At 60.6% G+C, this 26,523-nt stretch carries 24 protein-coding genes and 1 other annotated feature; of the genes, 8 read left to right on the top strand and 16 right to left on the bottom strand.

From position 1 onward, the window contains the following. The first annotated feature begins 112 nt into the window (after window positions 1-112). Window positions 113-1,495 carry a DUF1254 domain-containing protein gene (locus tag H8B03_RS15745; RefSeq protein ID WP_193142839.1) on the top strand — a complete coding sequence of 461 codons (1,383 nt, stop codon included), beginning with the start codon at window positions 113-115 and terminating at the stop codon, window positions 1,493-1,495. 147 nt (window positions 1,496-1,642) lie between these two features. Continuing rightward, window positions 1,643-1,759 (top strand) — a sequence feature (AL1L pseudoknot). A gap of 452 nt (window positions 1,760-2,211) precedes the next feature. Here the strand turns inward: H8B03_RS15745 and H8B03_RS15740 are convergent. The 3 genes from H8B03_RS15740 to dctP all read right to left on the bottom strand — a co-directional run bounded on the left by H8B03_RS15740 (window position 2,212) and on the right by dctP (window position 5,196). Further along, window positions 2,212-3,501 carry a TRAP transporter large permease gene (locus H8B03_RS15740; RefSeq protein WP_193142838.1) on the bottom strand — a complete coding sequence of 430 codons (1,290 nt, stop codon included), beginning with the start codon at window positions 3,499-3,501 and terminating at the stop codon, window positions 2,212-2,214. Beyond that, window positions 3,498-4,112 (bottom strand): TRAP transporter small permease, encoded by a 615-nt coding sequence (locus H8B03_RS15735; RefSeq protein WP_193142837.1) that lies wholly within the window; start codon window positions 4,110-4,112, stop codon window positions 3,498-3,500. The genes H8B03_RS15740 and H8B03_RS15735 overlap by 4 nt, the downstream gene beginning before the upstream one ends. A 79-nt stretch (window positions 4,113-4,191) precedes the next feature. Continuing rightward, on the bottom strand, window positions 4,192-5,196 hold the full coding sequence (gene dctP, locus H8B03_RS15730; RefSeq protein ID WP_193142836.1) for a TRAP transporter substrate-binding protein DctP: 1,005 nt from the start codon (window positions 5,194-5,196) through the stop codon (window positions 4,192-4,194). Between the two features lie 460 nt (window positions 5,197-5,656). On the opposite strand from dctP, the gene H8B03_RS15725 reads away from it, so the two are divergent. Both H8B03_RS15725 and putA read left to right on the top strand, forming a co-directional pair. Further along, window positions 5,657-6,502 carry a carbon-nitrogen hydrolase family protein gene (locus tag H8B03_RS15725; protein WP_193142835.1) on the top strand — a complete coding sequence of 282 codons (846 nt, stop codon included), beginning with the start codon at window positions 5,657-5,659 and terminating at the stop codon, window positions 6,500-6,502. 63 nt (window positions 6,503-6,565) lie between these two features. Next, window positions 6,566-10,231: a bifunctional proline dehydrogenase/L-glutamate gamma-semialdehyde dehydrogenase PutA gene (gene putA, locus H8B03_RS15720; RefSeq protein WP_193142834.1), complete on the top strand. Its 3,666-nt coding sequence runs from the start codon at window positions 6,566-6,568 to the stop codon at window positions 10,229-10,231. A gap of 247 nt (window positions 10,232-10,478) precedes the next feature. Here the strand turns inward: putA and H8B03_RS15715 are convergent, their stop codons facing one another. From H8B03_RS15715 to H8B03_RS15695, 5 genes are all read right to left on the bottom strand, one after another. After that, window positions 10,479-11,525, bottom strand: coding sequence for an L-idonate 5-dehydrogenase (locus H8B03_RS15715; protein ID WP_193142833.1), 1,047 nt, complete (start codon window positions 11,523-11,525; stop codon window positions 10,479-10,481). An 8-nt stretch (window positions 11,526-11,533) separates the two neighbouring features. After that, window positions 11,534-12,811 carry a TRAP transporter large permease gene (locus H8B03_RS15710; protein ID WP_193142832.1) on the bottom strand — a complete coding sequence of 426 codons (1,278 nt, stop codon included), beginning with the start codon at window positions 12,809-12,811 and terminating at the stop codon, window positions 11,534-11,536. Next, window positions 12,811-13,308, bottom strand: coding sequence for a TRAP transporter small permease (locus tag H8B03_RS15705; RefSeq protein ID WP_193142831.1), 498 nt, complete (start codon window positions 13,306-13,308; stop codon window positions 12,811-12,813). Before H8B03_RS15705 ends, H8B03_RS15710 begins: the two co-directional genes overlap by 1 nt. A gap of 76 nt (window positions 13,309-13,384) precedes the next feature. Beyond that, on the bottom strand, window positions 13,385-14,362 hold the full coding sequence (locus H8B03_RS15700; RefSeq protein WP_193142830.1) for a TRAP transporter substrate-binding protein: 978 nt from the start codon (window positions 14,360-14,362) through the stop codon (window positions 13,385-13,387). A 12-nt stretch (window positions 14,363-14,374) separates the two neighbouring features. Further along, a complete protein-coding gene (locus H8B03_RS15695) occupies window positions 14,375-15,103 on the bottom strand; it encodes a GntR family transcriptional regulator (RefSeq protein WP_193142829.1) in 729 nt (242 codons plus the stop codon). 126 nt (window positions 15,104-15,229) lie between these two features. Between H8B03_RS15695 and uxuA the strand changes: the two genes are divergently transcribed. Both uxuA and H8B03_RS15685 read left to right on the top strand, forming a co-directional pair. Then, window positions 15,230-16,441: a mannonate dehydratase gene (uxuA, locus tag H8B03_RS15690; protein ID WP_193142828.1), complete on the top strand. Its 1,212-nt coding sequence runs from the start codon at window positions 15,230-15,232 to the stop codon at window positions 16,439-16,441. Continuing rightward, window positions 16,438-17,913 carry a mannitol dehydrogenase family protein gene (locus tag H8B03_RS15685; protein ID WP_193142827.1) on the top strand — a complete coding sequence of 492 codons (1,476 nt, stop codon included), beginning with the start codon at window positions 16,438-16,440 and terminating at the stop codon, window positions 17,911-17,913. Before uxuA ends, H8B03_RS15685 begins: the two co-directional genes overlap by 4 nt. A gap of 217 nt (window positions 17,914-18,130) precedes the next feature. On the opposite strand, the gene H8B03_RS15680 is transcribed toward H8B03_RS15685, so the two are convergent. The 3 genes from H8B03_RS15680 to H8B03_RS15670 are packed head-to-tail and all read right to left on the bottom strand — an operon-like array spanning window position 18,131 to window position 19,364. Then, window positions 18,131-18,400 carry a hypothetical protein gene (locus H8B03_RS15680; protein ID WP_193142826.1) on the bottom strand — a complete coding sequence of 90 codons (270 nt, stop codon included), beginning with the start codon at window positions 18,398-18,400 and terminating at the stop codon, window positions 18,131-18,133. Window positions 18,401-18,425: 25 nt separating this feature from the next. Next, complete coding sequence (locus tag H8B03_RS15675; RefSeq protein WP_193142825.1) at window positions 18,426-18,728, bottom strand: hypothetical protein; 303 nt, start codon at window positions 18,726-18,728, stop codon at window positions 18,426-18,428. 27 nt (window positions 18,729-18,755) lie between these two features. Beyond that, the gene (locus tag H8B03_RS15670) at window positions 18,756-19,364 is read right to left on the bottom strand and encodes a hypothetical protein (protein WP_193142824.1); all 609 of its coding nucleotides are present in this window, start codon (window positions 19,362-19,364) and stop codon (window positions 18,756-18,758) included. Window positions 19,365-19,491: 127 nt separating this feature from the next. Between H8B03_RS15670 and H8B03_RS15665 the strand changes: the two genes are divergently transcribed. Both H8B03_RS15665 and H8B03_RS15660 read left to right on the top strand, forming a co-directional pair. Beyond that, window positions 19,492-19,785, top strand: coding sequence for a hypothetical protein (locus tag H8B03_RS15665; protein WP_193142823.1), 294 nt, complete (start codon window positions 19,492-19,494; stop codon window positions 19,783-19,785). A gap of 47 nt (window positions 19,786-19,832) precedes the next feature. Continuing rightward, window positions 19,833-20,126, top strand: coding sequence for an META domain-containing protein (locus tag H8B03_RS15660; RefSeq protein ID WP_193142822.1), 294 nt, complete (start codon window positions 19,833-19,835; stop codon window positions 20,124-20,126). Between the two features lie 84 nt (window positions 20,127-20,210). On the opposite strand, the gene H8B03_RS15655 is transcribed toward H8B03_RS15660, so the two are convergent. The 5 genes from H8B03_RS15655 to H8B03_RS15635 all read right to left on the bottom strand — a co-directional run bounded on the left by H8B03_RS15655 (window position 20,211) and on the right by H8B03_RS15635 (window position 25,205). Then, window positions 20,211-21,014: a hypothetical protein gene (locus H8B03_RS15655; RefSeq protein ID WP_193142821.1), complete on the bottom strand. Its 804-nt coding sequence runs from the start codon at window positions 21,012-21,014 to the stop codon at window positions 20,211-20,213. Between the two features lie 48 nt (window positions 21,015-21,062). Further along, on the bottom strand, window positions 21,063-22,010 hold the full coding sequence (locus H8B03_RS15650; protein WP_193142820.1) for an META domain-containing protein: 948 nt from the start codon (window positions 22,008-22,010) through the stop codon (window positions 21,063-21,065). Between the two features lie 144 nt (window positions 22,011-22,154). Further along, window positions 22,155-23,135, bottom strand: coding sequence for a L,D-transpeptidase (locus H8B03_RS15645; RefSeq protein ID WP_193142819.1), 981 nt, complete (start codon window positions 23,133-23,135; stop codon window positions 22,155-22,157). Between the two features lie 256 nt (window positions 23,136-23,391). Next, window positions 23,392-24,297 (bottom strand): bestrophin family protein, encoded by a 906-nt coding sequence (locus H8B03_RS15640; protein ID WP_193142818.1) that lies wholly within the window; start codon window positions 24,295-24,297, stop codon window positions 23,392-23,394. Further along, window positions 24,294-25,205: a LysR family transcriptional regulator gene (locus tag H8B03_RS15635; protein ID WP_193142817.1), complete on the bottom strand. Its 912-nt coding sequence runs from the start codon at window positions 25,203-25,205 to the stop codon at window positions 24,294-24,296. The genes H8B03_RS15640 and H8B03_RS15635 overlap by 4 nt, the downstream gene beginning before the upstream one ends. A gap of 132 nt (window positions 25,206-25,337) precedes the next feature. On the opposite strand from H8B03_RS15635, the gene H8B03_RS15630 reads away from it, so the two are divergent. Beyond that, complete coding sequence (locus H8B03_RS15630; protein ID WP_226925983.1) at window positions 25,338-26,465, top strand: S-(hydroxymethyl)glutathione dehydrogenase/class III alcohol dehydrogenase; 1,128 nt, start codon at window positions 25,338-25,340, stop codon at window positions 26,463-26,465. Window positions 26,466-26,523: the final 58 nt, after the last annotated feature.

Below are 26,523 nucleotides of genomic sequence, written 5' to 3'. Positions count from 1 at the left end.
ATTTGGGTGCCTGTTGGTACAACGGGATCGTGCGCCCCGCGAAATGTCAAGGCGCGGGCAGCGACACGAGCCTGCAATCCCCGCGCCTCCGTACCGTTGAAGGGAAGTGCATATGTCGTTTCTCCGAAGATATGTCCTGCCGGTGCTGGCGTCGGCGGTTCTGATAAGTACGACGGGCACCGTGCGCGCGCAGGAAACGGTCCCAAACCTGAGGGACGCCGCGCGCGATAGCTATATCTTTACCTATCCGCTGGTGATGATGTACCGCACCATGTTTTTGCAGGCGATCGACGCGACTTCGCCCTCGTTCTCGGGGGGCATGGGCGTGTGGCTGCATCTGGGCGTTGCCACGCCCGCTGACACCGACATCGTCACGCCGAACAACGACACGCCCTACTCCTACGCCTGGGTCGACCTGCGCTCAGAACCGTGGGTGCTGACGCTGCCCGCGATCGAGGCGGAGCGGTTCTATACCTCGCAGTGGGACGATCTGTGGGGCCATGTGCTGGACAACGCGGGCTCGGTGAACGACGGCAACGGCGGCGTGTCGGTGCTGCTGGCGGGTCCGGACTGGGCGGGCGATCTGCCTGCGGGCATCGACCGGGTCATCCGGGATGAAAGCCGCTTCCTTGGAACGCTCACGCGCACGCAACTCTTGCCGGACGGGGGCATGGATGCGGTGGAGGCGATCCAGAACGGATATGCCCTGCGCCCGCTCAGCGCCTTTCTGGACCAGCCCGCGCCCCCGCCCGCAGATCTGATTGACTGGCTGCCCTGGCAGGACGGCACGGAAGAGCAGCTTGCGTACTGGGATCACGTCGCCCGTCTTTTGCCGCTTGTCGAGCCGCACCCTGCGGATCGCAAGGCCTACGCCGCGCTCGCGCTCCTCGGGATCGTGTCGGGAGAGCCGTTCGACAGTTCTGCCCTTGACCCGGAAACGCAGGCCCATTTGCGCGCCGGGATCGACGATGCACGCGCGATCCTGGCCGACGAGGCGGGCGAACTAACCGATGGCACGAAGCTCTTTGGACCGCGCAGCGCCATGGGGCAGCGATACCTTGACCGGGCGCTTGGGGTTTATGTCGGCATCTTCGGCAATACGAAGGATATCTCGGTCTATCTGAACCGCGTGGTCGACGAGACCGGGGCCCCCCTGAACGGCGCGAAGGCCGCCTACACGATGACCTTCGGGCCGCAAGAGCTGCCCCCGGTGGAGTTCTTCTGGTCGATGACCATGTACCGCTTGCCCGAACGCGCGCTGGCCGAGAATCCCATCGGCCGTTACGCAATCGGTAGTGCAACGCCGGGCCTTGCGACTGCACCGGATGGATCTCTAACGCTTCATATCGGGACAAACTCTCCAGGCCCCGAACACGACGCAAACTGGTTGCCGGCGCCCGAAGGTCCGTTCTGGATGGTGCTGCGCAATTATGGCCCGGGGCAGAGCATTCTCGACCGGACCTACGATCTGCCGCCGGTGCGCGTGGCGAAATGACGATACCAGATGCCCTGAACTTGCGCGGCGCAGCAGCGCGACTGGTGCTGGACAACAAGGCCAGCTCAGTTCCCGCTGGCAGACGATCATGTCGATCTCTGCAAGGCATCGGGTTGATCTTGTCCCTTTGACCCGTCGCGGTCCTGCGGTCGGTTTTGCGAGCGCGAGTCTCGACCGTTGGTCGACGTGATGGTGTCTCTTATCGACATGCATCGCGCGGTGCATGGGGCCGAGCCGATCTGCACAGTCCCGCCGATTGCCCCTTCCAACTAACGCGAGCACCCGGCGAAGCGGGCCAATCCGGCCCGGTTGTCGGACCGTGCCCGACGTGACGAGGCACCGCGGCCCAAGATCCTGCCCGCCCGTTGTCCTATCCACCTGGACTGTCATGCATGCACCGCAAAGCGCCTTTGCAGTATTGGCGGTGCACAGTTCGGCACTGCGGGCATATGTGGGCCATAACGGAATCGCTTGTTCGAAGGAGCAGCACAATGTCGAAAGTTACGAAAGACGTCTTCGGGATCGCTTCGGTTGTCGCGGTTGCGGCAGTTTTTATCGGCGTGCATTCCTGGATGTACGTGCAGTAACGCGCGCCCGCGCTTGCCTGTCGGGAACCATCGCACGCAAATCCAAATGCGCTGCGCAGATCAGCCATCAGAACGAAACAGGGCGCCCGGTTTTCGGGCGCCCTGTCTTGTTGTCAGCCTGCCAGCCTATTAGCCAAGCAGAAGGTTCGGCAGCCAAAGCGCCAGTCCCGGAATGAAGGTCGTCAGGATCAGCGTCGGCAGCCAGGCGAACACGATGAAGATCAGAGTCGGCCAGAGCATCTTCGACACCGGGGTGTCACAGATCTGCGCACCGAGGTAGAGCAGGGGCGCCGTCGGGGGGGTGATGTTGGCCATTCCCAGATTGACGCCGATCACGGCTGCAAAATGGATCGGGTCCATACCGGTGCTTTGCGCGATGGGCAACAGGATCGGGGTCGCCAGAAGCAGGCCCGAGATGTCGTCCATCAACATGCCGATCAGGATCATGACGACGTTGATCATCAGCAGGATCACGATCGGATTGTCCGACACTGAATAGACCATATCCTTGGCCAGCTGGGGGGCGCCCTGGGCAATCAGATTGTCCGACACGATCAGCACCATGAAGATCATCACCATGACAACCCCGATGGTCACACCCGAGGTCTGGATGGTCTGCGCAAGGGATCTCCAGGTCAGGCCGCGGTAGAAGTAGATCGCAACAGGAATGGCATAGACCACGGCAATGCCGGCAGCCTCGGTCGGGGTCATGATGCCGCCGTAAATCCCCCCCAGAATGATGAAGGGCATCATCAGGGCTGGACCGGCAAGACGCCCCTGTTGACCCAGCATCGGCAGGAAGGGCTTGGGACGCTCTTTCAACTCGATGTTGTCATATTTCCGCAGCATGAACTGGTTGGCAATGATCAGCAGGGTGATCAGGATCATCGCCGGTATGACCGTCGACAGGAAACACTTCAGGACGTGCTGCTGGGCAATCCACCCATAAAGGATGTGTGACGCACTGGGCGGGATCAGAAGTCCAAGCGGGCTGGCACAGACAAGAAGCGCTGCGGATTGTCCGCGCGGGTAGTTGGCTTGCCGCAGGTGCGGCATCATGATCGAGCCGATGCAGGTCAGCGTCGCGTTGGCGGAACCGGAGATCGAGCCAAACACCCCGCAGGCCAGAACCGCCGCAGCGCTCAACCCCCCCTTGATGTGACCGATGAACATTTCAGCAAGCGTCACCAGCGGGGCCGCGATCCGTCCTTTCTCCATGATGCCGCCGGCAAGCATGAACAACGGGATCGCCAGGAGCACCAGGGACCGGATGCCGGTTGACCCTGTTGGCAGATAGCCGGTGATCGACTGATCCCCGACCAGCGCGATGAAGACCAGAACCGCCCCGAACGCGACATAGACACTGACACCCAGAAGCAGCATCAGGCATACGATAATTAGACTTCCAGTGATGATCACTTCGCGGCCTCCTTCAAAGTGTCGGAGCGGAGCGGGAGGCCCAGTCCCTTTCGGATATGGACGTAGAGATAGGCGCTGGTGAACAGCGCCATGAAGCCGAAGGCACACATGATGGCAATTCGCCAGGACACGAAGGGAATGCGCAGCACTGGTGTGGACCGCAACCGGGGGAAAGAGAAGTCGTCAAGCAATGACATGTAGCAGGCATAGAAGAGGAAAAGGATCACAACCAGTTCGATCACAAGCACGATGAACCCGCGCCACCAGATCAGCTTAGGGTCATGGATGACGATGCCCAGAATGTCGGCGTTGATGTGCAGATTGCGGGACGAGGCCAGAACCGCGCCGGCAAAGAAACCGACGATGCTGATGCCCAGCAGCCATTCTTCATAGGCAAAAAGGTCGCCTCCGAAGCCGTACCTGATGACCACGACGGCGCCGAAGGTGAACGCCATCAGAAATCCGGTGAATGTCACGATCACCCGCATGACATAGGCCACGAATTTCAGCGGATACCCGAATACCGGCGGGAGTTCGTCTGTGATCTTTCGCTGACCCTCTCTGACCGCATAGCCAAAGAAAGTCGGCTTTTCGGCTTGTGTGTTCGACATTCCACCCCCCGGTTTTTTGGTTCAACATATTGGAAAGGGAGGCCGCTCTTGTCGGCGGCCTCCCTGAGGGTTCGGGTGATCAGTTCCCGGCCGGCATCATGCGGTCGATGATATCCTGACCGACGTTCTTTGCCATCATCGGCCAGATCTCTTCGCGAACCTTTGCGGCCATCGCGGCGTGTTCTTCCGGGCTGTACTTCAGGATGGTGTAGCCGGACTCGACCAGCTTCTGTTCGAACACCGCATCGTTTTCGCGGTTGTAGGCAAAGAAGTCGTCCGACGCCTTGGTCAGCGCCGCTTCAAGCGCCGCGCGCTGTTCGTCGTTCAGTTTGTCAAGCGAACGCTGCGAGGCGTAGTAGGTGGTCATTTCCTGGATCGCATTGACTTCGACGAAATGCGTGCCGACGTCAGACTTGGCGAAGATGGAATAGGTCGCGGTCTTGGTGCAGCAGATCGCGCCATCGACGATGCCCGACTGGATTGCGGGGAAGATATCGCCCCAGGCCATCGTGGTTGCCCTGTAGCCAAGAAGTTCCACCATGCCTTTGACGATGGGCGAAGACCACACGCGGATGTTCATGCCCTTGTCGTCGAAGGTGTTGTAGTTGTTTGGCTCGCGCGTGGCGACGATGCCGACGAAGCCTTCAGGGTTCTGCGCGAAGATATGTACGCCGTATTCGTCGGTGATCTCTTGCAGGACATTGTTGTATTCGGAGTTCATGTCCCGCATGACGCTGTCCATCTCGTCCCAGCCACTGACCAGGAACGGCATCGACAGATAGTCGAAGCGCGGGTCGGTGTCGGCGTAGATGAAGGCTGACACCATGTCGATGTTGCCGCGCGCCACGTCTTCAAAAAGCGCCTCGCCCGAGCCAAGCTGGTTGGCGGGGAACACTTCGATGGTCAGGCCCACATCGGCAGCCGCGACGTCGGCGGCGACCTGCTCCATCATCTTGGTGCCCTGGTGATCGATCGGGAACGTGCCCGCGAAACGAAAGGTCATGTCTTGTGCAAACGCTGCGGTCGACATCGTGGCACCGAGCGCACCTATCACCAGTGTATTGGAAATCGTCTTGAATTTCATCGGCTTCTCTCCCTTGGGTTCTTTTTTGTTCGGCTTGGAAGCGCCTTTTGGCGCTGCGTCACAGTTGGCGTTCGCTCAGCCTAGGCAATTAGGATGATAGTGGCAATTTGTTTCGATTGGTCGCGATTGTTTGGAACAAACCGCTGTACAACCCCGCATCCTTCTTTTGAAAGCCACCCTCGATTTCAGGCGCCTGAACGACAAACATGGATTGGCCCGATGCGACCCTCGGACCCTCGCCAGCACCAATCCTTCGGCTCTGAGGCCAAAGGAAAAATCAACTGGCCATTCAAGATGATCTGGTGCAGCATCTAGGTTCCGCAGCGGAATTCGGTCACTGCTGACCCAAGGGCACTGGGCCATTTCCCGACAGTCGCTACGTTGCCCGCAGGGCGCGAAAAACAGGTGCAATACAGAGGTATTGACGTATTTGGAGCCCTGATATGAGCACACCGTTCAGATGACAGCGCAAGAGTCTCTCACTCTATTGGCCTGCCAGATTGCAATTCCGCCGACGACGACCGCGCAGGCGCGTGACAGTCATCTTGCGGATACGGCTGCAAAGCTGCGAGAGCGGCTGACCGAAAAGCGCGCTGATCTCGTGGTCCTGCCCGAGCTTTCCAGCATCGACTATTCCCGCGCAGCGTTTGACCAGCTTGATGAGATTGCCGAACCGCTGGACGGGGCCTCGTTTCAGACGTGGGCAGCACTTGCTGTCGAATTCGGCATTCATGTGTGCTATGGGTTTGCCCGGCGGGACGACGCCGGGACCTATATTTCGATGGCGGTTGTCACGCCGGAAGGAGAGCTGGCCGGGCACTATGACAAGCTGCATCTGTGCCAATACGGCGCTTCGATGGAGAAAGACTATTTCTCGATCGGCAACGGCATCTTCACGTTCAAGGTCAATGGCTTCACCCTGTCGCCAATCATTTGCTACGACATCCGTTTCCCGGAACTGTCGCGAGTTCTGGTTCTTAAGCACGGCGTGGATGTCATCCTGCATAGTGGCGCCTATTTCAGGGACCCGTCCTTTCCCACCTGGCATGCCTTTGCCACGACGCGCGCGCTTGAAAATCAGGTGTTCTTCCTGTCGCTGAACCGCGCGGGTCAGGACTATGGGAACTCGCTGTTCTGCTATCCGTGGATGGACGATACTTGCGGACCCCAGCATTTCGCTGACCGGGATGAGGATTTTCGCTACGTCGCAATTGATCCTCAGCACATGCGCGAAGCGCGCGCCAACTACACGTTTCTGATGGACAGATGGGACAGCTATGACCGGCCCTGCCTGACCCATCCGTGACCAAGCCGACTAACAAACACTCTGGCACGGCCAGACCGTGATAATGCGTTGGGAGACACGACGGTGAACAAAGCAACTGCTGCAATCCAGGACATCGACAATCCGTTCCGCGCACGGGTCCGTGCAAATTACACCGCCGAAGAAGCCGCGCTTCTCGGGTCTCTTGCGGCCGGCATCAAGCTGTCCAAGGCAGACCGTGACAAGGCCGCCGCCGTGGGCGCGACATTCGTCAAGCGGGTCCGGAGCGAAACCAAACCGTCGATGATGGAGGCGTTTCTGGCCGAATACGGGCTTTCGACCTCGGAAGGCGTTGGCCTGATGTGCCTCGCCGAGGCGCTGTTGCGGGTGCCGGATGCCGACACGATTGATGATCTGATCGAGGACAAGGTCGCGCCGTCGAACTGGGGCGCGCATCTGGGGCATTCGTCGTCGACGCTGGTGAATGCCTCGACCTGGGCGCTGATGCTGACCGGCAAGGTGCTGGATGATGAACCCCGGGGTCCCGCACGCGCCTTGCGCGGGCTGGTCAAACGTCTGGGTGAACCGGTCGTGCGCACCGCCGTCGGACAGTCGATGAAAGTGCTGGGACGACAGTTCGTGCTGGGCCAAACCATCGAAGAAGGCATGAAGAACGCCCGCGAGCTTGAGAAGAAGGGCTATACCTATTCCTATGACATGCTTGGGGAAGCGGCGCGCACCGACGACGATGCCGTTCGCTATCATGCCGCCTATGCCAAGGCGATCACCGCGATCGCCAAGCAGGCCAAGGGCGACGTCCGCTCGTCTCCGGGCATTTCGGTCAAACTGTCGGCCCTGCACCCGCGCTATGAGTACACCCACAAAGAAACAGTGATGGCCGAGTTGGTCCCGCGGGCGATCGAACTGGTGAAGCAGGCGGCCAAGGCCGGGATCGGCTTCAACATCGACGCCGAAGAGCAGGACCGCCTGGACCTTTCCCTGGACGTGATCGAGGCGATGATGTCCGAGCCGGAGCTTGACGGCTGGGATGGATTTGGCGTGGTGGTGCAGGCCTATGGCCGTCGCGCTGCCCCGGTGATCGAAACGCTGTATGACATGGCCGAACGCCATGATCGCAAGATCATGGTGCGGCTGGTCAAGGGCGCCTATTGGGACACCGAAATCAAGCTGGCGCAGGAGTTGGGGGTCGAGCGGTTCCCGGTCTTCACCCGCAAGAACAACACCGATGTCAGCTACATGGCCTGCGCGCAGATGCTGCTGGACCGGCGCGACCGGATCTATCCGCAGTTCGCCACCCACAATGCGCACACCTGCGCCGCCGTCGTGCAGATGGCCGGCAACGACAAGGACAGCTTCGAATTCCAGCGACTGCACGGCATGGGCGAATCCCTGCACCAGATCGTCAAGGAATCCGAAGGCACCCGCTGTCGCATCTATGCGCCGGTTGGCGCGCACCAGGATCTGCTGGCCTACCTCGTCCGTCGCCTTTTGGAAAACGGCGCCAACTCGTCCTTCGTGAACCAGATCGTCGATCCCGACATCCCCGCCGAGGCAATCTCTGCCGACCCGGTCAGCGAGATGGAAAAGCTGGGGGATGAGATCGCCAACCCGTCGATCCGGCCGCCATCCGAGCTTTTCGCACCCTACCGTCGCAACTCGAAAGGCTACCGCGTCAACGAACCCGCTTCGATCCTGCCCTTGATGGCCGCGCGCGAGGCGTTCGCCGATGTGACATGGGATGCAGGCCCGATGCTGGCCGGTGGCCGCGCCTCGAACGGTCCCAAGCGCGAAGTCTATTCTCCCGCTGACAAAAGCCGCATTGTCGGCACCGTTCAGGAGGCCTCGGCCGAGGATGTCGCCGCAGCCCTCGATGCTGCCGAAGAGGGGTTCAGGGAATGGTCGGCCAGGCCGGTATCGGACCGGGCGGATGTCCTGCGCAAACTGGCCGACATGTACGAGGACAACACCGCGGAACTGACCGCTATCACCACGCGCGAGGCGGGCAAGACCGTGCTCGACGGCATCGCCGAAGTGCGCGAGGCGGTGGATTTCCTTCGCTTCTACGCGAACGAGGCCGAACGTCTGAGCGAAGAGGAACCGGGCAGCCCGCGCGGGATTTTCGTTTGCATCAGTCCCTGGAACTTTCCGTTGGCCATCTTCACCGGCCAGATCGCGGCGGCGCTGGCTGTCGGCAATGCGGTTCTGGCCAAACCCGCCGAGCAGACTCCGATCATCGCCGCGCGGGCTGTGCAGATGATGCGCGACTGTGGCTTGCCAGAGGCGGCCCTGCAGCTTCTGCCCGGCGACGGTCCTACGGTCGGCGGCCCGCTGACCTCGGATCCGCGCATTGCCGGCGTCTGTTTCACCGGCTCGACCGAAGTTGCGATGATCATCAACAAGGCGCTGGCGAAGAACGCCGGGCCGGATGCGGTGCTGATTGCCGAAACCGGCGGTCTGAACGCCATGATCGTGGACAGCACCGCGCTGCCGGAACAGGCCGTGCGCGACATCCTGATCTCGTCGTTCCAGTCTGCCGGTCAGCGCTGTTCGGCGCTGCGTATTCTCTATGTCCAGGAGGACGTGCACGACAAACTGATGGAGATGCTGTCCGGCGCGCTTGATGCGCTGGTGATTGGCGATTCCTGGCGGCTGGATGTCGATGTGTCGCCGGTCATTGATGCCGATGCGCAAAGGGACATCATGGGCTACATCGACGGGCACCGGAAGGCGGGCACCCTGATCAAGACTTTGCCCGCGCCCGATGGCGGCACCTATGTCACGCCGGCAATCGTCAAGGTGGGCGGCATCGCCGACATGGAACGCGAGATCTTTGGCCCTGTGCTGCACGTGGCGACGTTCAAGGCAGACCAGATTGACAATGTGGTCGACGCCATCAATGCGCGGCAATACGGCCTGACATTCGGGCTGCACACCCGGATCGACGACCGGGTCGAGCAGATCATCGAACACATTCAGGTCGGCAACTGCTACGTCAACCGCAACCAGATCGGTGCCATCGTCGGCAGCCAGCCGTTCGGCGGCGAAGGCCTTTCGGGCACCGGGCCCAAAGCGGGCGGTCCGCTGTACCTGACCCGGTTCCGAAAGGTTGGCAAATCCGGCAGCCACGCTGCGCCCGTGGGTGCCGCGGTCAGCATGGAAGCTGTGCGAAAGGCCGTGTCGACACTGGATGCCCGCAACTGGGCCGCACGGCCGGACCGGGTCCACGCCCTGCGCACGGCCCTGAGCGGAAGTGTCGGCGTGGTGCGCCGGGCGCTGTCGGAAACCGCCGCTTTCGACACCTCGCCACAGACGCTGCCGGGGCCGACGGGCGAAAGCAACCGTCTGAGCACGTTCCCACGCGGGAATGTCCTGTGCCTTGGTCCGACCCCCGAGATCGCCTTCGCACAAGCCGTACAGGCTTTGGGTGCCGGGTGCCCGGTGGTGATTGTCGTGCCCGGCGGCAAGGCCCTGGCCGCACCATTGTCCGACGCCGGCGCACCGGTTGTGGCCCTGGACGGAACAATCGATCCCGAAAGCCTGGCAGACATGGCGGACATCGACGTCGTGGCGGCCGCGGGTGCATCGGACTGGACGCACGCCCTGCGTATCGCCCTGTCGCAATGTGAAGGCCCAATCGTCCCCCTGGTGGTCGAGGAGATTGCCCCTGAACGCTATGTCCTGGAACGCCACCTTTGCATCGATACCACTGCAGCAGGCGGCAACGCAAAATTGCTGGCGTCAGCGTCGTAAAGGGAACTCACCGCTGGCCCCGGGGCGGATGGGGCTGCGGTGATTTCCAACCTTGGACCGCCGGAAGCTGGAAGCTTCCCAATGTCTCACGAAGACGGGCCGGGGACGCCTTCGGTGTGTTTGTGTGGCCTTGTGAATGCGGCCCCAGATGTTTGTGCCGGCCCCTTGCGATCTGTCCTTCGGCAATCAATGCCCGGTGATTTCAAAAATCAGTCAGCAGAAACTGAACCCGGTGGGCTCTACAAATCTAGGGGGCCTCAAGCTTCAACTGCACCTTGACTGCCTTCTCGCGGTTGGCGGCTGTCTTGAAGGCCTCGACAGCGTCTTCCAAGGGATAGGTCTGGGTCACGATCGGGGTCACGTCGATGACGCCGCGATCAATCAGGTCTACCGCCTGTGCGAACTCCGGGTGGAAGCGGTGCGTGCCCTTGAAGTTGATTTCCTTGCCGACGATTGCGTTGATCGGAAGGCTCAGGCTGCCGGCGACGCCCACTTGTACGATTGTGCCGCGCGGACGCACGGCCGCGATGGCAGAGAGGATGGCGGGTTCGGCGGCGGAGCATTCGAACACGATATCGAAGGGTCCGTGTTCGGCCACGTATTCGGCCACGCCGTCACGGTTGGCACCAATGTTGATTGTCTTGGTCGCGCCCATCCTTTCGGATACGGCCAGCGTGAAGTCGAACAGATCGGTCACAACGATGCTGTCGGCCCCCTGCATTTTGGCAACCGCCACGCACAGCGCGCCAATCGGCCCGGCCCCGGTAACCAGGACTTTCTTGCTGCCAAGCGGACCCGCCTGAGCCGCGGCATGCAGGCACACCGCCAGAGGTTCGCTACAGGCGGCATTGGCCAGCGGGGTGTCCTTGCCGATCTTGAAACACTGTCGCTGCGGCGTCACCATCTTGGATCGGAACCCACCCTGAACATGGGGAACCGTGCGCGCAGAGCCCATGAAGCGCATGTTCACGCAGTGCTGAAATTCTTCGCGGGCACAGTATTCACAATCAAAGCAGGGCTGGCTGGGGCTGACGGCGACGCGGTCGCCGATCTGAAGGTCGCCCACCTTGGCGCCCACCGCCTCGATCACACCGGACACTTCGTGACCCAGAATGATCGGGGCAATGACGCGCACCGGGCCGAAGCCGCCGTCTTGGTAATAGTGCATGTCAGACCCACAGATCCCGCCGTGGGTCATGGCGACACGCACATCGTCGGGGCCCATGTCGTCAAGGGCAACCTCATCAACGCGCAGGTCATTTTGTTTGTGAAGAACACAGGCTTTGATGGTCATGTTTTTTCCTAAGGCATGAGGACAGAAGGCAGCCATGTCGAAATGGCAGGCACATAGGACACCAGCAACAGCACAAGGATGTTGGTGAACAGGAATGGAAGGATTGCGATCACGACAGGGGTGAGCGGCAGGCGCGCGATCCCGGCGCAGACGAACAGGCAGACACCCAGGGGGGGCGTGGTCAGGCCGATCATCAGGTTCAGAACCGCGAAGGTCGCGAAGTGCAGCGGTTCGATATCCACCGCAACGGCAAGTGCCAGAAGCGGCACGAAAAGGATGATCAGCGCCGCGATCGTTTCCATGAACATTCCGACCAGCAACAGCAGGATGTTGATGATCAGGATCACCAGGAACTTGTTGTCGGTCATCGACAGAACCGCCGAGGCAATCGCCTGCGGGATCTGTTCCGACACCAGAATCCAGCCGAAGACATTGGCAAACCCGACAAGCAGCAGGATGCCCGTGGCGGACACGGCACTGTCCACGACGATCTTCGGAATCTCCAGAACCGGCAGTTCGCGGTAGATGAACAGCCCGATCACCATGGCATAGACCGAGGCAACGATGGCCGTTTCCGTGGGTGTCGCGATCCCGCTGAGCAGGCCGTAAAGAATGATCCCGGTCATCGCGAGCGCCCAGAACGCCCCCGCAAACGATTTGCCGATTTCGCTGAAGCCTTGCCAGTCCTGTTTGGGGAAGTTCTTCTTGCGCGCGATCAGATAGGTCGTGACCATCATCGCAAGACCCATCAGGATGCCGGGAATGGCCCCCGCCAGGAACATCTTGCCGACGGAAATGCCCGACAAAGCACCGACAATGATCATCGGGACGCTGGGTGGGATGATCGGCCCCACGGTCGAGGACGCCGCGGTGACGGCCGCCGAAAAATCAGCCGGATACCCCGCCTTTTTCATCCCCGGAATCATCACGCCACCGATAGAGGCCGCATCGGCCACAGCCGTGCCGGTGATGCCGCCAAACAGCATCGACGCGCCGACGTTGGTCAATCCAAGGCCGCCCCGGATCCAGCCAACCAGAGAGTTTGCGAAGCGGATAATGCGTTCGGTAATTCCGCCACGGTTCATCAGGTTGCCCGCAAGGATGAAACCCGGAATGCTGAGCAGGACGAATACGTCCATGCCCGCATACATTTTTTGCGGCATCACCACGGCGGGGATGCCCATGATCAACAGATAGCTGAGCGAGCTGACGCCCAGCGTCACGGCCACGGGCAGGCCAATTATCAGCCCAACGACAAATACGGCGATCAGGATTGTAAGGCCCATCAGACGAGATCCTCGCGAACGTCCGCTTTGCCATCACGGCCGGCAAACACCATACCGATGACTCTGAAAACGGCGAAAAGTAAAAGGGTCACCAGCAGCCCAAAGACCGTGAAATGGACGAAGTCCATGCGCAGGGTCATGGCCGGGGATGTTTGCATCGCACCGATGGAGACATATTTCCAGGCGGGGGGAATCAGGTAGGCACAGAGCAATGCGGTCAGCGCGGCGGAAATCAGCCGCAGCCGCCACGGCCATTTTCCGGGCAGGTTTTCGCAGACAACATCGACGTTTACCAGATCACCGGAGCGCAGCGACAGGCCCGCCCCGAAAGCGACCATGTAGAGCATCGAGAACCGTGTCAGCTCTTCGGTCCAGATCGGAGAGGAGCCGAACGTCCGCCCCAGGACCTGCGTCAGGACTGTCACGATCAACACCAGGAACGAGATACCGACACCGATGCGGCAGACAGCGTAGAAGAAGCTTTCAATTCTGGCCATGGGACTGTTTCCGGCTAAAGGGCAAGGAATTGCCGACCCGATGTCGGCAATTCCCCTTTATTTCAGGCAGGTTCGCTTAGTTGGCGAACAGGCCTTCGACGATCGGCTTGATCTCGTCGCTGACGTTGGCAAGAACCGCGTCACGGGCGGCAGCCTGGAAGGCAGCGCCATCGACTTCAACGAAGGTCATGCCGTTTTCCTCAAGGTAGGCTTTGTCGGCGGCCAGGCTGTCAAGCAGCAGGCTGCGCTCGTATTCTTGGGCGGCGGCGGCGGCTTCCATGACGGCGGCCCGATCCTCTTCGGACAGCTTGGCCCATGTGGATTCAGCGATCGTCAGATAGATCCAGGACCGCACGTGCTCGGTCTGGTTCACGTACCCCTGAACTTCGTTGAAGTTCGCAGAGCGGATCAGCGCCAGCGGGTTTTCCTGACCGTCGATCACGCCGCTTTGCAGCGAGGTGAACACTTCGGAAAAGGCCATCGGGGTCGGGGATGCACCAAGGGCCGCCCAGACATCGACGAACAGCGGCACGTTCGGAACGCGCATCTTCATGCCGTCCAGGTCCGCAGGAGACTCGATCGGGCGTTGCGAGGTCAGGTTGCGCGGGCCGCGAGCAAAGAATGCAATCGGACGCACCTGGGCTTTTGCGATGATCTGAGCTTCGATCTGATCGCCGATCTCGCCACCGGCCACTTCGTCCATGTGCTCAAGCGAGCGATAGGCGTAGGGCACGGCCAGAAGGGCTGCCATCGGCGCCCAGTTCTGAAGGCTTTCACCTGTAATGGTCATGTCCACGGTGCCAAGCTGCATGCCGTTGATCAGGTCGATCTCTTTGCCCAGCGACTCGTTCGGGAACACCTGAACAGCGATACGCCCGTCGGTCCGCGCGCTGAGTTCTTCGCCGAAACGAACTGCGGCAAGGTGCCATGAGTTGTCTTCGTTGGCGAGGTGGCCGAGTTTCAGCGTCATTTCCTGGCTGAAGACAGCGGTGCCGCTGGCAATCGCCATGCAGCTTGCAGCCGCCAAAGTGGTGAATTTCGAAATTAGGCTCATGGTTTACTCCTCCTAGAGTTTTGGATTTTCTTCGCGGGACTCGCCCGGCGAATTCTCGAAGTGGTCAGGGTAAAGTGCCCGAACGCGCGGCAAACTGTTGAGAATCTCGCGCAGATGGGCCCGCATGGCGTCCTCTGCTCCGCTCACAGTTTTCTGCTCGATGAAGTCGACGATCTGTTCGTGTTGACCAATCAACTTGGATATGTGGAATTCTTCGAAGGTGATGAACCGCACGCGGTCCATTTGTGACTTGATGCCTTCAAGGAACCTCCATGATTTCGCCAGCCCCGCCCCTATGGCAAGGGTCATGTGGAACCGTTCATCCAGTTCCATGAATTTTTCGGGTGAGCCTTTTACGACCTTTTTCTGCATGGACAGCTGCGCGCGCAGCTCCTTGATCAGATCGCCACTGTCCTCGGAGGCAAGTTTGGCGACAATGTCGGACTCAACGGCCTCGCGCACAAAGCGGGCGTTCAGCACGGCGTCGTAGTCGATCTTGCACACATAGGTGCCACGCTGGGGGCGAACCTCGACCAGGCCCTCGTTCATCAGGGTGATGAAGGCTTCGCGCACCGGCTGGCGGCTGACGCCGTATTCCTTTGCAAGCTCCGGTTCGGACAGGCGGGACATCGGGCGCAGGTCATTGCGGATGATACGGCTTCGCAGGATTGCACGCAGCTGAGGGCTCACAGCCTTGCGGTGATCCAGCACCCATCCCTCAACGTCGACCAAGTCAAGCATGTGTCATCCTCCTGCCTTTTCTATACTTGCCTACTTCCATACAAGTCAACTAAATGTTATGGTTTGCTAGGGTCTCATCGGGACCGTAATCTTTTCAATGCGTTGTGCATTGTGGCGGAGAACAGCATGCAACAATCTTGGCGTTGGTTTGGACCAAAGGATACAGTTTCGATCCCAGATATGCGACAGGCGGGGGTCACCGGGGTGGTCAGCGCGCTGCATCACATCCCCAATGGCGTGGTCTGGTCGGACGAGGAAATCAAACGGCGCCAGCAGCAGATCGAACAGCAGCCGAACGGCGCGCCGACAAGTCTGGTGTGGAATGTCGTCGAAAGCCTGCCGGTGTCCGAAAATATCAAGCAGCAGACCGGCGATTGGCGCGCCCATATCGAAAACTACAAGCAAAGCATCCGGAATCTTGCAGCGGCCGGCGTGCCGGTGATCTGCTATAACTTCATGCCGGTGCTGGACTGGACGCGAACCAATCTGGGGTATGAATTGCCCAACGGTGCACGGTGCATGCGGTTCGACGTGGTCGATTTTGCGATCTTCGATATATTCGTTCTGGCTCGTGACGGGGCAAGCGATGATTTCCCCGCCGAGGTCGTGCAGCAGGCCAAGACACGCCGCGATACGATGACCGACACCGACCTTGATGCGTTGATGCAAAACGTGATCTGCGGACTGCCGGGTGCAGAAGAGGGATATTCCCTTGACGATCTGCGCGCGCATCTTCGCGCGTATGACGGTATCGACGCCGAGCGTCTGCGCCAGCACCAGATTGATTTCCTGACCGAGGTCGTGCCCGTGGCGGAAGAAGTGGGTGCGCGCCTGTGTTGTCACCCCGACGATCCGCCCTTCGCGCTGCTGGGCCTGCCGCGCATCATGTCGACCGAAGCGGACTACACCCGCCTGATGGCCGCCGTGGATTCGCCTGCAAACGGGATCACGCTGTGCAGCGGCTCGCTGGGCGTGCGCGCGGACAACGACCTGCCGGGCATGATGCGTCGCCTTGGGTCACGGGTGCATTTCGTGCACCTGCGCAACGTCTGCCGAGAAACCGACGGCCTGCCCAATTCCTTCCACGAGGCCGCGCATCTTGAGGGCGTGACCGATATGGTCGAGTTGATCGCCGCCGTGCTGGACGAGGAAAAACGCCGCGCCGCCGAAGGTCGTACGGATTGCAACATCCCGTTCCGCCCCGACCATGGGCAGGATATCCTCAGCGATCTCGGGAAGAACAGCCAGCCTGGCTATCCCGCCGTGGGCCGCCTCAAGGGGTTGGCCGAATTGCGCGGCATCATCGAGGCCCTGTCCCATCCGAGGTCTGCGGCATGACGGGTTTGACTTCCCGAAGCATCGCGAAGGCGCCAGCTACGGCGGCCACCCCGCAGTATGACCGTAACGCCTGTGGTGTCGGGATCGTGCATCTTGGCCTTGGCGCGTTTCACAAGGCGCATCAGGCGTTTTACACCGATGCGGCCCTGGCGGCGGAGGGCGGCGATTGGAAAATCATCGGCGTCAGCATGCGCAATGAACAGGTGGCGGCGGATTTCAACGCCCAGGACGGACTGTTCACGATTCTTGAAAAAGGGAACGACGGCGCAAAGGCGCAGATCATCGGCAGCATCGACCACGCCGTGTGCGCGCGCACCCAGCCCGAACAGGTTCTGGACGCCCTGTGCGATGCCAACGTCCGCGTGGTCACGACCACCGTCACAGAGAAAGGCTATGGTATCGACCGCGCGACTGGCGGCCTTGACCTGTCCAACCCGGTCATTGCACAGGACTTGACCCGCGACAGCGCCCCGGTCGGGGTCATCGGGCTGATCGTCACGGCACTGGCGCGGCGCCGCACCAGAGGCATCGCGCCCTTTACGGTGCTTTGCTGCGATAACCTTCCTGAAAACGGCACATTTCTTCGCGCCGGGTTGATCGACTTTGCCAACCGGTACGATACGGACCTGGGCCAATGGATTGCCGACACCGTCGCTTGCCCCTCGTCGATGGTGGATCGCATCACCCCGGCGCAAACCGCCGATACCCGCGCGCTGGCGCAGGAACTGACCGGCTCCGAAGACGTTCTGGCGATCGAAACCGAGAGCTTTCATCAGTGGGTGATCGAAGACAATTTTCCCACCGGACGCCCGGCATGGGATGCGGCGGGTGCGATCTTTACCAATGATGTCGCCGCATATGAAAAAATGAAGCTGCGCCTGTTGAACGGCAGCCATTCCCTGATCGCCTACATGGGCCAGCTTCTTGGCAAGCAGTACGTGCGCGATGTCATGGCAGACCCGTGTCTTGAAGCCATCGTGCGCCGGCATCTTGAAGAGGTGTCTGCGACCTTGCCCGCCTTGCCCGATATTGATCTGCCGCAATACCGTGCCGATCTGATCGCGCGATTCCGCAATCCGAATATTGCACATGAGACCCTGCAGATTGCGTCAGACGGGTCCGAAAAGATGCCGCAAAGGATCTTTGCCCCCGCGGCCGACGCAATCGCGCACAACCTTTCAATTCAAAGCGGCGCCTTCGCGACGGCTGTCTGGATGTGGTACTGCAAAAGGGGCGGCAAAGGGATGGATGATCGCGCGATAAACGACCCACGCGCAGACCTGCTCAGAGCCGCCGCGCAGGGTGACACTCCGGACGAAATACTGTCCGCATTCGAGAGAATGCCGGGGTTGTTCCCCAAAGAGTTGTCTGAGTCCCCAGCATGGCGGAAAAGTGTCCTTGGTGTTCTTGGGGACCTAGCAGAAAACCCAATTGAACAGGTTGTTGAAACAACGTTCGGACGCATTTCGTGAAATCTGCGTGCGCGCTGAATCGACAAGCTGGTGCGGGGTCTGTTTGGAGCCCGGATATCTGTTTTCAGGCAACAGGCAAGATGCCGTGACCCGACTTTTGATGGCCGTTTGAAGGGTCAGCAGGATTCCGCAACACCGCCCTTAGGCCGCCGACCAATCCGCCGCCAGCCACGCAATTGTGGGCGTTCGAGTTCTGGTTTGTGACAGGTTTCAGGCCCTATTTCGCCTGCCTGCTTCCCAGAAACCGGCAGATCGCCCTCAGCAGAAGGAGGTTGACCAGCGGCATTGCTGCCGCAAGCCAGGGCCATGTTGCTTCAGGTGCGAAGTCGATGAAGCGATTCCAGGGGAGACCAAGCGGCAACAGAAACACTCCGGCCAGCGGATCGCGTTCCTGTCCGAACAGACCAAACTGGCCGATCAGAAAAATCCCAATGGCGAAGAGCCACAGCATACCGAACAGCCAGACAATGATCTTGCAAGGCCTCATCGGAAGCTCGCCCTGATTTCCGGCACTACAGGGTGCCTTCGTTGGTCAACGACGTGATGTCCGCCGTGGTCCCGTCGCTGTAGCCGATGCAACTCCAACGGGCACGTTGTGGACCAACCCCGACGATCACCTGGGTTCCGGCTTGCGAATAATCGGACGACAAAAGCACGACGTCTCCGTTGTTCGTGGTCCTGGTGACATCCCTCAGGCAGGCCTGCTCTTCGATGCTGGGCGTGGCGGAAGGGGAGGTACCGGTGCTGTGCTCGACACAGGCCGAGAGCGCAAGAAGCGAAACCAAACAGACAGTGGTCGTAGCTTTGTTATTCATCCTGGCTCTCCAAACAGGAATACGCGATCATTCGATGCCAATGATCAAGTTGTAGCCTTGCCGTGCGCCGGTGCGGTTGATCACCTCGATCACGTGATCTCCAGATTGCCAAAGCTGGCCGCGATACTCCCGATCACCGCCCATGAGATCCCGAAGGAAAGATCCGTCGGGATTGAAGATCTGGTAGTCGAGGGGCCCTCCGTCAGCGGCAACGCGGGTGTACAGGAACTGATCCTTTGCAGCGCCGATCACGTACTGGCGTGAGGCACCCGGTGCCAATGCATCGCTCAGCTCCGTTCCGGTCGTCCCGGCATTGAACCTGACGCGCACCCGATCCGTTGCCCCGGCCATGGCGCCCCCGCCTTCGTCGGCAGCGCTTGCGACGCTCAATTCCCCGACGGTACCGTCGGAAAAGGCACGGCAGCGCCAGGTGGTGCCACCAAGGTCGCGCAGCATGACCAGGGTTGCGGCCTCGGAGAACTCCGAACTCAGCACTTCGCCGGATTGCCCATCCGGCCCGCCCACGACCCTAAGCTGGTCAATACAGCCGTCTATGGCATCCTGTTCTGCTGAAAAGACGGGGATCGCGACCAGGGTTGTTGCGACCGCAGCTGCGGTGAGTTTGCTGAATGGCACGATGGACCTCTCTACGGTTGATATTCGAAAGGCTATTGGCGACCCGAATGCTGCGCAAGCAACATTTTTGGGTTGTTAACCCGACCGCAAACTGTACCGTCAACCGGACAATAAATGGAGAATTTACATGAAATTCACATCCACGCTTTCCGTTCTGGCCATAGTTGCCCTGACCGCCTGTGTCGACGATGGCGCCTCGGTCGGCCAGCCCAGCGTCGGCAGCAGCAGCGATCTGTCGTCCTTCGAAGGCGCCCGCGCCGGGCAGGCTGAAATGGGAATTCAGAACCTTGGGTACGAATTGGTGCGCACCGAAGGTCTGACCGCCTATTGGTTCAATCGCAGCACGGGCGCCTGCGCGCGTGTCGTCACCGCAGACGGACGCTATTCTTCCGTGGACATGCTGCCGTCCGGGGATTGCTGATCATCCGTTGATGGACGCGCGCCGCGACAAGCGATCTTGAAGAAGACGTGATTGATGGTGCAGGGCGCTATGCAGTCACGTTCTCAGACGACGGCAGTTGCGCGCTGCAGGCTGACTCCAATCGCACCACCGGGACATGGGCACTGGAAGACACGCAACTTGTGCTTGAGTCAGGCCCGGCGACGCTGGCACTCTGTCCGCCACCGTCGTTGGGCGACGCGTTCGCGCGTATGATGACGGCTTCGAATGTCTTTGAATTTGACGGGGACAACCTTGTCGTTCGCGTCGAGGATCCCACGTATCGGGTCATCCAGCTGGAAAGCGCAGGGGCCGCCCGCTAGGCACGCGCCACTGCCCGCCATCTGACGTCGGCCTGCGTATAATCAGGCCCTGCGGTGGCCGTGCACCCGCGCCCGGGGCGCGACCTACTGCGATCCAGAAGTGTCCGCCGCAGTCGGTTGCGGTGTATAGTCGTAGTGCCAGGGTTCATGGAGCGAGGACAGCGGCCCGGAGAAGCACGGCCCGGCGGCTGTCACGCTTGCCTTGAGTTTGTCTTCCCAGCCGCCCTGCCGCCACTCGGTCTCGATCGCGTCATAGTCCGTGCTGGCGATGATCTTTCCATCCTTCGTGATCTGGAAATCAATCGCCTGCGCACGCCCATGCCGCGAAAGTCCCGGCGCGGCGATATGCGCGCGGGTTTCGGGGGTATAGCGCTTCAGCCATTTCTCGAAACGTGCCAGCGCTTTGGGGTCGGTAGGGGAGGGTGTGGCCGCTTTGCTGTTCAGCCAGGCCTCGTGGATTTCGGCACCCGACACCCCGACGGAGTTGTTCTCGTTCCAGTGGTCGATCTGCGTGTCGAGGCTCCGCACGCGGGAATGTACATAGATCGCGTGGCCGGGATTGCGTTCGGCAAAATCGGCACTGATGGCGTCAATCTCGGATTGCAGCGCCAGTTGCGCCTCGGATCCCTGGAACGCGGCAATCTCTTCCTCGCTCCAGCTCCAACGCTCCTCCAGCTTGCCGGAAAACCGCAGGTAGCTGCGCATGGCAAGAAGCTTGCGCGGCTCTTCCGGGATCGCGGCAACGGCGGAGGCAACCTGCTCCGGCAGAAGTTGCGCTGCAATGGCATCCAGATCGGCGGTGTCTTCTGCCAAAGCGACAGTGACGCCGAAGATCAGCGCATGGAACGCGCCGACAATGGCACCAGGCGTCTGCCCGAAACGTCGCATCAAATTGCCCTCTCTATTCCCTGAGGCATGTGCGGCATCGGCTGCGGGCTATTCCACATTTCCAATGATCACATGTTGCGGCACCTGATAGGTCTGCTGACCCAGGGACACCACGATCACATCTCCCGACAACGCGCTGGATTGTGCATCCAAAGCGCTGCCTTCCGCGATGTCTGCATAGACCAGCTCGCCATCTGAAAAATGCACGGCGCGCTCGCCCGCGTCGGGATCATAGATCACCAGAACCGCCGAGTGGTCGCCGTCTCGCGCAACGCCATAGTCGCAGCTCAGGACCGGGCTGTCGTCCGAGCCCTGGCAATCGAGGCTGCCGATGTTGTCGAACACGCCCTGCTGCGCCCGCACCGTGGCCGGTGCAGGCCGCAGGTACTCTGCCGCGGCCCAGCCGGTGGTGCCCGATGCGTCCAGAAAGGTGATGTTGCACCAGTCGTAGCTGTCCCCGACCTGGCATCCCTGATTGCGCAGAAGTGTTCCGGGCAGGACGCGGGTGACCACCGGTGCATCCGTGCCGGGCGCCTGTCGGATGTTCAGCGGTCCACGGACCCCGTCCACCGTGACGTAACCGATATCGAAAACCGACGGCAGCAATTCGGCCAGCCCCAACTGGGTTTCACCCCGGGAAAGTACGAAAGCGCCGGTGAAGGGATCATGGGCGAACGCAGTTTCCCCCTGCAGCAGTTGCAGGATCGTCTCTTCCTGCATGGCAAGGGCGTCATCGAAGCACGCCATCCGGGTCACGGCCAATGGGGTGTCCACCACCAGAACCGTGTTTTCGAACCGTGCCGATCCGGTGAAGCTGTTGCAGCCGGTGTTGCCGGCGATGGTGCCATCCGCGCCAAGCGCGATCTGGGGGTCTCCGGCCGCGGCCGAGCCGTTCACCGATACGATGGTCCAGTCACTTGCCAGCCCCAAGGTCGGCGACATGCAGGCGGTGGCGGCAAGCCCGAGCGCCCCGGCAAGGCGGTACAGATCATTCATCGGTGTCTTCCTTGATGAAATCGGATACATGGGCGCTTTCGGACCCGTCCGGCGACGGCGTACTGGGCGCGGGGGCAAGGCTTGCGCGTGGTACGGCCGCGAAGGCTCTGAAACGGTACTGCACTTTTTCTGTCCCCGGTGTCGTCATGACATGATCACGAAATCGCGCTGCGAACGGCTGTCGGGATGCAGCGGCAGGTCTGTCAGGATGTAGATCATGCCCGGATGGACGTATTGACGGATCTGCTCGGCAAATGCCTTGTCCGTGCGCACACGCTTGAGATCCTGCATCTCGGCACTCTGCGATGTGCCGTATGTGAGGGCTTGCCAGTGCATACCCTTGGCGCCTTCGTGGGCGCCCTGCAGGACGTAGACATGAGCGCCCAGGGGATCGCCGTCCCATTCGAGCACCCCGGAGGCGACCTCCACGTCGTTTTCGATGATCACGATTTTCCGGTCATGGGAGGACGCAAGGATCGTGGTGACCGGATACGCCTCGTCCAGGGTCCAGTCCGCAGGGTGCTTGCGCCCCTCCAGGGTTGAAACAACATCCTCGAATTCGTGCTCGGCATAACTCGACAGCACCATTCCCGGATGAACCACATCCACCGGGAAGTGATGTTCGTCGGCAACGATCACCGGTGTCCCCAGGTGCGTGACCTCGAACAGCAGGGCCGAGAACTTCAAGGGCAGGCGCACACATCCATGGGACGCCGGATAGCCCGGCAGGTTCCCGGCATGAAGGGCGACCCCATCCCATGTCAGCCGGTTCATGTTCGGCATGGGCGCGTTGTTATAGGTCGAGGAGCGGTGATCCCGATCCTTTTGCAGCACAACGAAAACCCCCGTGGGCGTTTCATGCCCGGTCTTGCCCGTGGAACAGGTCGATACCGCGATCCGAACGCCATTGCGATAGATGTGCACCCGCTGGTCCGTGAGCGACACGATGACCGCGACCGGCCCGGTGGGCTGACGCTCGGGATGCCACGTGAACTCGCCGGGTTTGAGCTCGTGGATCTCCTTGTAGACGTGTTGTCCGGCAAGCGGGCCGGCCAGCAGCGCCAGCGCAGCACCACCAGAGGCAGCAAGGAGCTTTCGCCGAGTCAGGGCAGTCGGATTGGACATGTTTGGAGATCTCGTTTTCTGCTCAGATGGTAGGTGACACAAGATCGCCCACAAGATGTAGCCTTGTAAACCCGTTTTTGGGGCCGAATCCCGCCGGGTGCCATTTGGCCCCCGGCGTTCCCCAGCAGGCACGTGTTTTCCGAGCATCCTCGCGATGCGGTTGCGAGGCCTTAAGCGGCGCATTGGGTGGATCGGCAACTCTCGGATGTGATGTTTGAAAACCGACCTGAAGGAAGGAATGACCCGGCGCCGGATTTCAGCTCAGAACATGGTCCTTCGCGGTCAAGGCCTCGGGCGGGCGGCGGTTCAGCGCTTCCGACACCGAGATTTCGATCGTGCGGCACATCGCATCCAGCGGCAGCCCGTTCTGCACGTTGCGAAACGGGTGCTCCAGTTCGTTGGTGACGGCCTGCAGACCAAAGAACACATAGGCCACGACCGCGGCAAAGAGGGGCGCGAGCCAGCCCGTGGTTTCGATCAGTGCGAAGGGAAGCAGCCAGCAATAGATATAGGTGGTTCGACGAACCAGCAGGGAATAGACAAACGGCAAAGGCGTCGTGAAGATGCGTTCACACCCCGCCTGCGCCAGCGCCATGGAGGACAAGGTCTGTGAGAGGGTCATCTGACCGAACCCGCTGATCGCGTCAGCCTTGGTCAGCGTGCCAATCTTGTCGGCCATGGACCGCAAGGCTGCATCGGCCGGGTTTGTCTTGGTGACCATGGCGTCGGCCTGTTCCTTGCCGATCCAGCCCAGGATATCTGCTTTCACATCCACTCCGCGCAGGAAACCGCGATGCAGATGCGCGAAGGCCACCGCACAAGACAGGATCTGTTCGCGGTCCGCGTCCTTTTCTACGAAAACACACATGTGCCGCCCCAGGTTGCGCACATCAGCAATCATCGTGCCCCAAAGCTTGCGTGCTTCCCACCAGCGGTCATAGGCGGCGTTGTTGCGAAAGCCGAGGAACAGCGAAAGCGCGACCCCGAATATGCCCATCGCCCCGATCGAGATGTGCGGCAGCGTGACGACATGCCGATCGAGCAGCACGACAACGATGGTCAACAGGGCAATCATGATGATCCTGCCGATGATCTTTGGCACGACAGACCCTTGCATCACGAAAAACAGTTTCAGGGTCGAAGGGTGTTCCCGGACAATCATTTTGCGAACCTGGCTGTCGTGGGTGTCATGTCTTGCGCCTTTCCCAATCCTTCGCCCAGATGATCCAGAAGCAGCCTCACCTTGGGCGAAAGGTGGCGGTTGTGCGGGTAGATCGCCCATATCCCGTCATCGGGTGCACGGAAATGGTCAAGGACCGGGACCAGCCGGCCCGTGTCGATCTCGGAATGAACGTAATAGTCCGGCAGTTGGATGATGCCGATGCCCTTCAGCGCGGCATCGACCAGCGACCACCCGCTGTTGCAGCGCAGGTTTCCTTTGACACGGATATGCCGCGCTTTGCCGTCTTCCTGAAACCGCCATGTGTTCAGCGTGCCTTGCAGGCAATTGTGCTGATCCAGTTCGGACAGGGTGTATGGCGCGCCGTGCCCCGCAAGATAGTCCGGTGAGGCGCAGGTGTGGTGGGTCCGCGCTGCCAGGCGTCTGGCCATCATCGTGCTGTCATCCAGTTCGCCCAGACGGATCGCCAGATCATAGCTTTCCGCCACCAGATCCACCATCTGATTGGTCAGCTTCAGGGTGACCTCAAGGTCGGGGTAGCGCGCAACGAAATCATTGATCAGCGGTGCAATCCTGCTTTCGCCAAAAGTCACCGGCGCTGTCATGTTCAGCCTGCCCCTGGGGGTTTGATGCAGATCGGTCACGGCCCGTTCCGCGTCGGCCAGCGCATCCAGCACCTGTCGGCAATGGTTGTAATAGACCTGTCCTGCGTCGGTGATCGAAACCTTGCGGGTCGTCCGGTAGAACAGCTTGACCCCCAGTCGCGTCTCAAGCGCGCCGATCTGGCGACTGACCTGCGCGGTAGAGATCCCAAGCCGGTTGCCGGCGGCCGTGAAGCTCTCCGCCTCGGCAACGGCCACGAATTCAGAAACGCCGTCCCATTTGGCCAATGTTACACCCTCTTGCGCGGTATCACTGTTGCAGAACGGTAATAGTAATTTGCGTCATGGGCTAATTATCGTACCTCAGGAATAGTGTAAATCGTAACCCAGAGCCTCTCCTCCAAAGAAAAGTGAGCCAAGATGACCGATGTAATCAAATGCAAGGCCGCCGTTGCCTGGGCTGTGAACCAGCCGCTTTCGATCGAAGAAATTGACGTGATGCCGCCGCAAGCCGGCGAAGTGCGCATCAGGATCATTGCGTCCGGGGTCTGCCACACCGACGCCTTCACCCTGTCGGGCGACGACCCGGAAGGGCTGTTCCCTGTCATCCTCGGCCACGAGGGCGGCGGCATTGTCGAATCCATCGGCGAGGGCGTGACCAGCGTTGCCGTGGGAGACCACGTCATTCCGCTCTACACGCCCGAATGCGGAGAATGCAAATTCTGCAAGTCCGGCAAGACCAACCTCTGCCAGAAAATCCGTGAAACCCAAGGAAAGGGTCTGATGCCCGACGGCACCACCCGGTTCTTCAAGGACGGCAAGCCGATCCTGCACTACATGGGCTGTTCGACCTTCTCGGAATACACCGTGCTGCCGGAAATCTCGCTGGCCAAGGTCAACCCCGACGCGCCGCTGGAAGAGGTCTGCCTGCTGGGCTGTGGTGTCACCACGGGCATGGGCGCGGTGATGAACACGGCCAAGGTCGAAGAGGGCGCAACCGTTGCGATCTTCGGCATGGGCGGCATTGGCCTTTCGGCGGTCATTGGCGCGGCCATGGCCAAGGCCAGCCGGATCATCGTGATCGACATCAACGAAAGCAAGTTCGACCTGGCCCGCAAGCTGGGCGCGACCGACTTCATCAACCCGAAGGATCATGACAAGCCGATCCAGGATGTGATTGTCGAGTTGACCGATGGCGGTGTGGACTACTCGTTCGAGTGTATCGGCAACGTCAATGTCATGCGCTCGGCGCTGGAGTGCTGCCACAAGGGCTGGGGTGAGTCCGTGATCATCGGCGTTGCCGGGGCCGGTCAGGAAATCTCGACCCGGCCGTTCCAGCTCGTTACAGGCCGTGTCTGGCGCGGGTCTGCTTTTGGGGGCGTCAAGGGCCGGTCCGAACTGCCCGAATATGTCGAGCGGTACATGCAGGGCGAATTCAAGCTCAACGACTTCATCACCCACACGATGGGCCTGGAAGACATCAACGAGGCGTTCGATCTGATGCACGAGGGCAAGAGCATTCGCTCTGTCATCCATTTCGACATGTAAACCAACCAAGCAGGTCGCGCCTTGTTGGCGCGACCTGAAGTCTTTTTCAAAGGTGCGG

The sequence above is a fragment of the Meridianimarinicoccus sp. MJW13 genome (assembly GCF_014901205.1).
Taxonomy (GTDB): Bacteria; Pseudomonadota; Alphaproteobacteria; order Rhodobacterales; family Rhodobacteraceae; genus Meridianimarinicoccus.
This window is presented reverse-complemented; position numbering and strand designations above follow the sequence as displayed.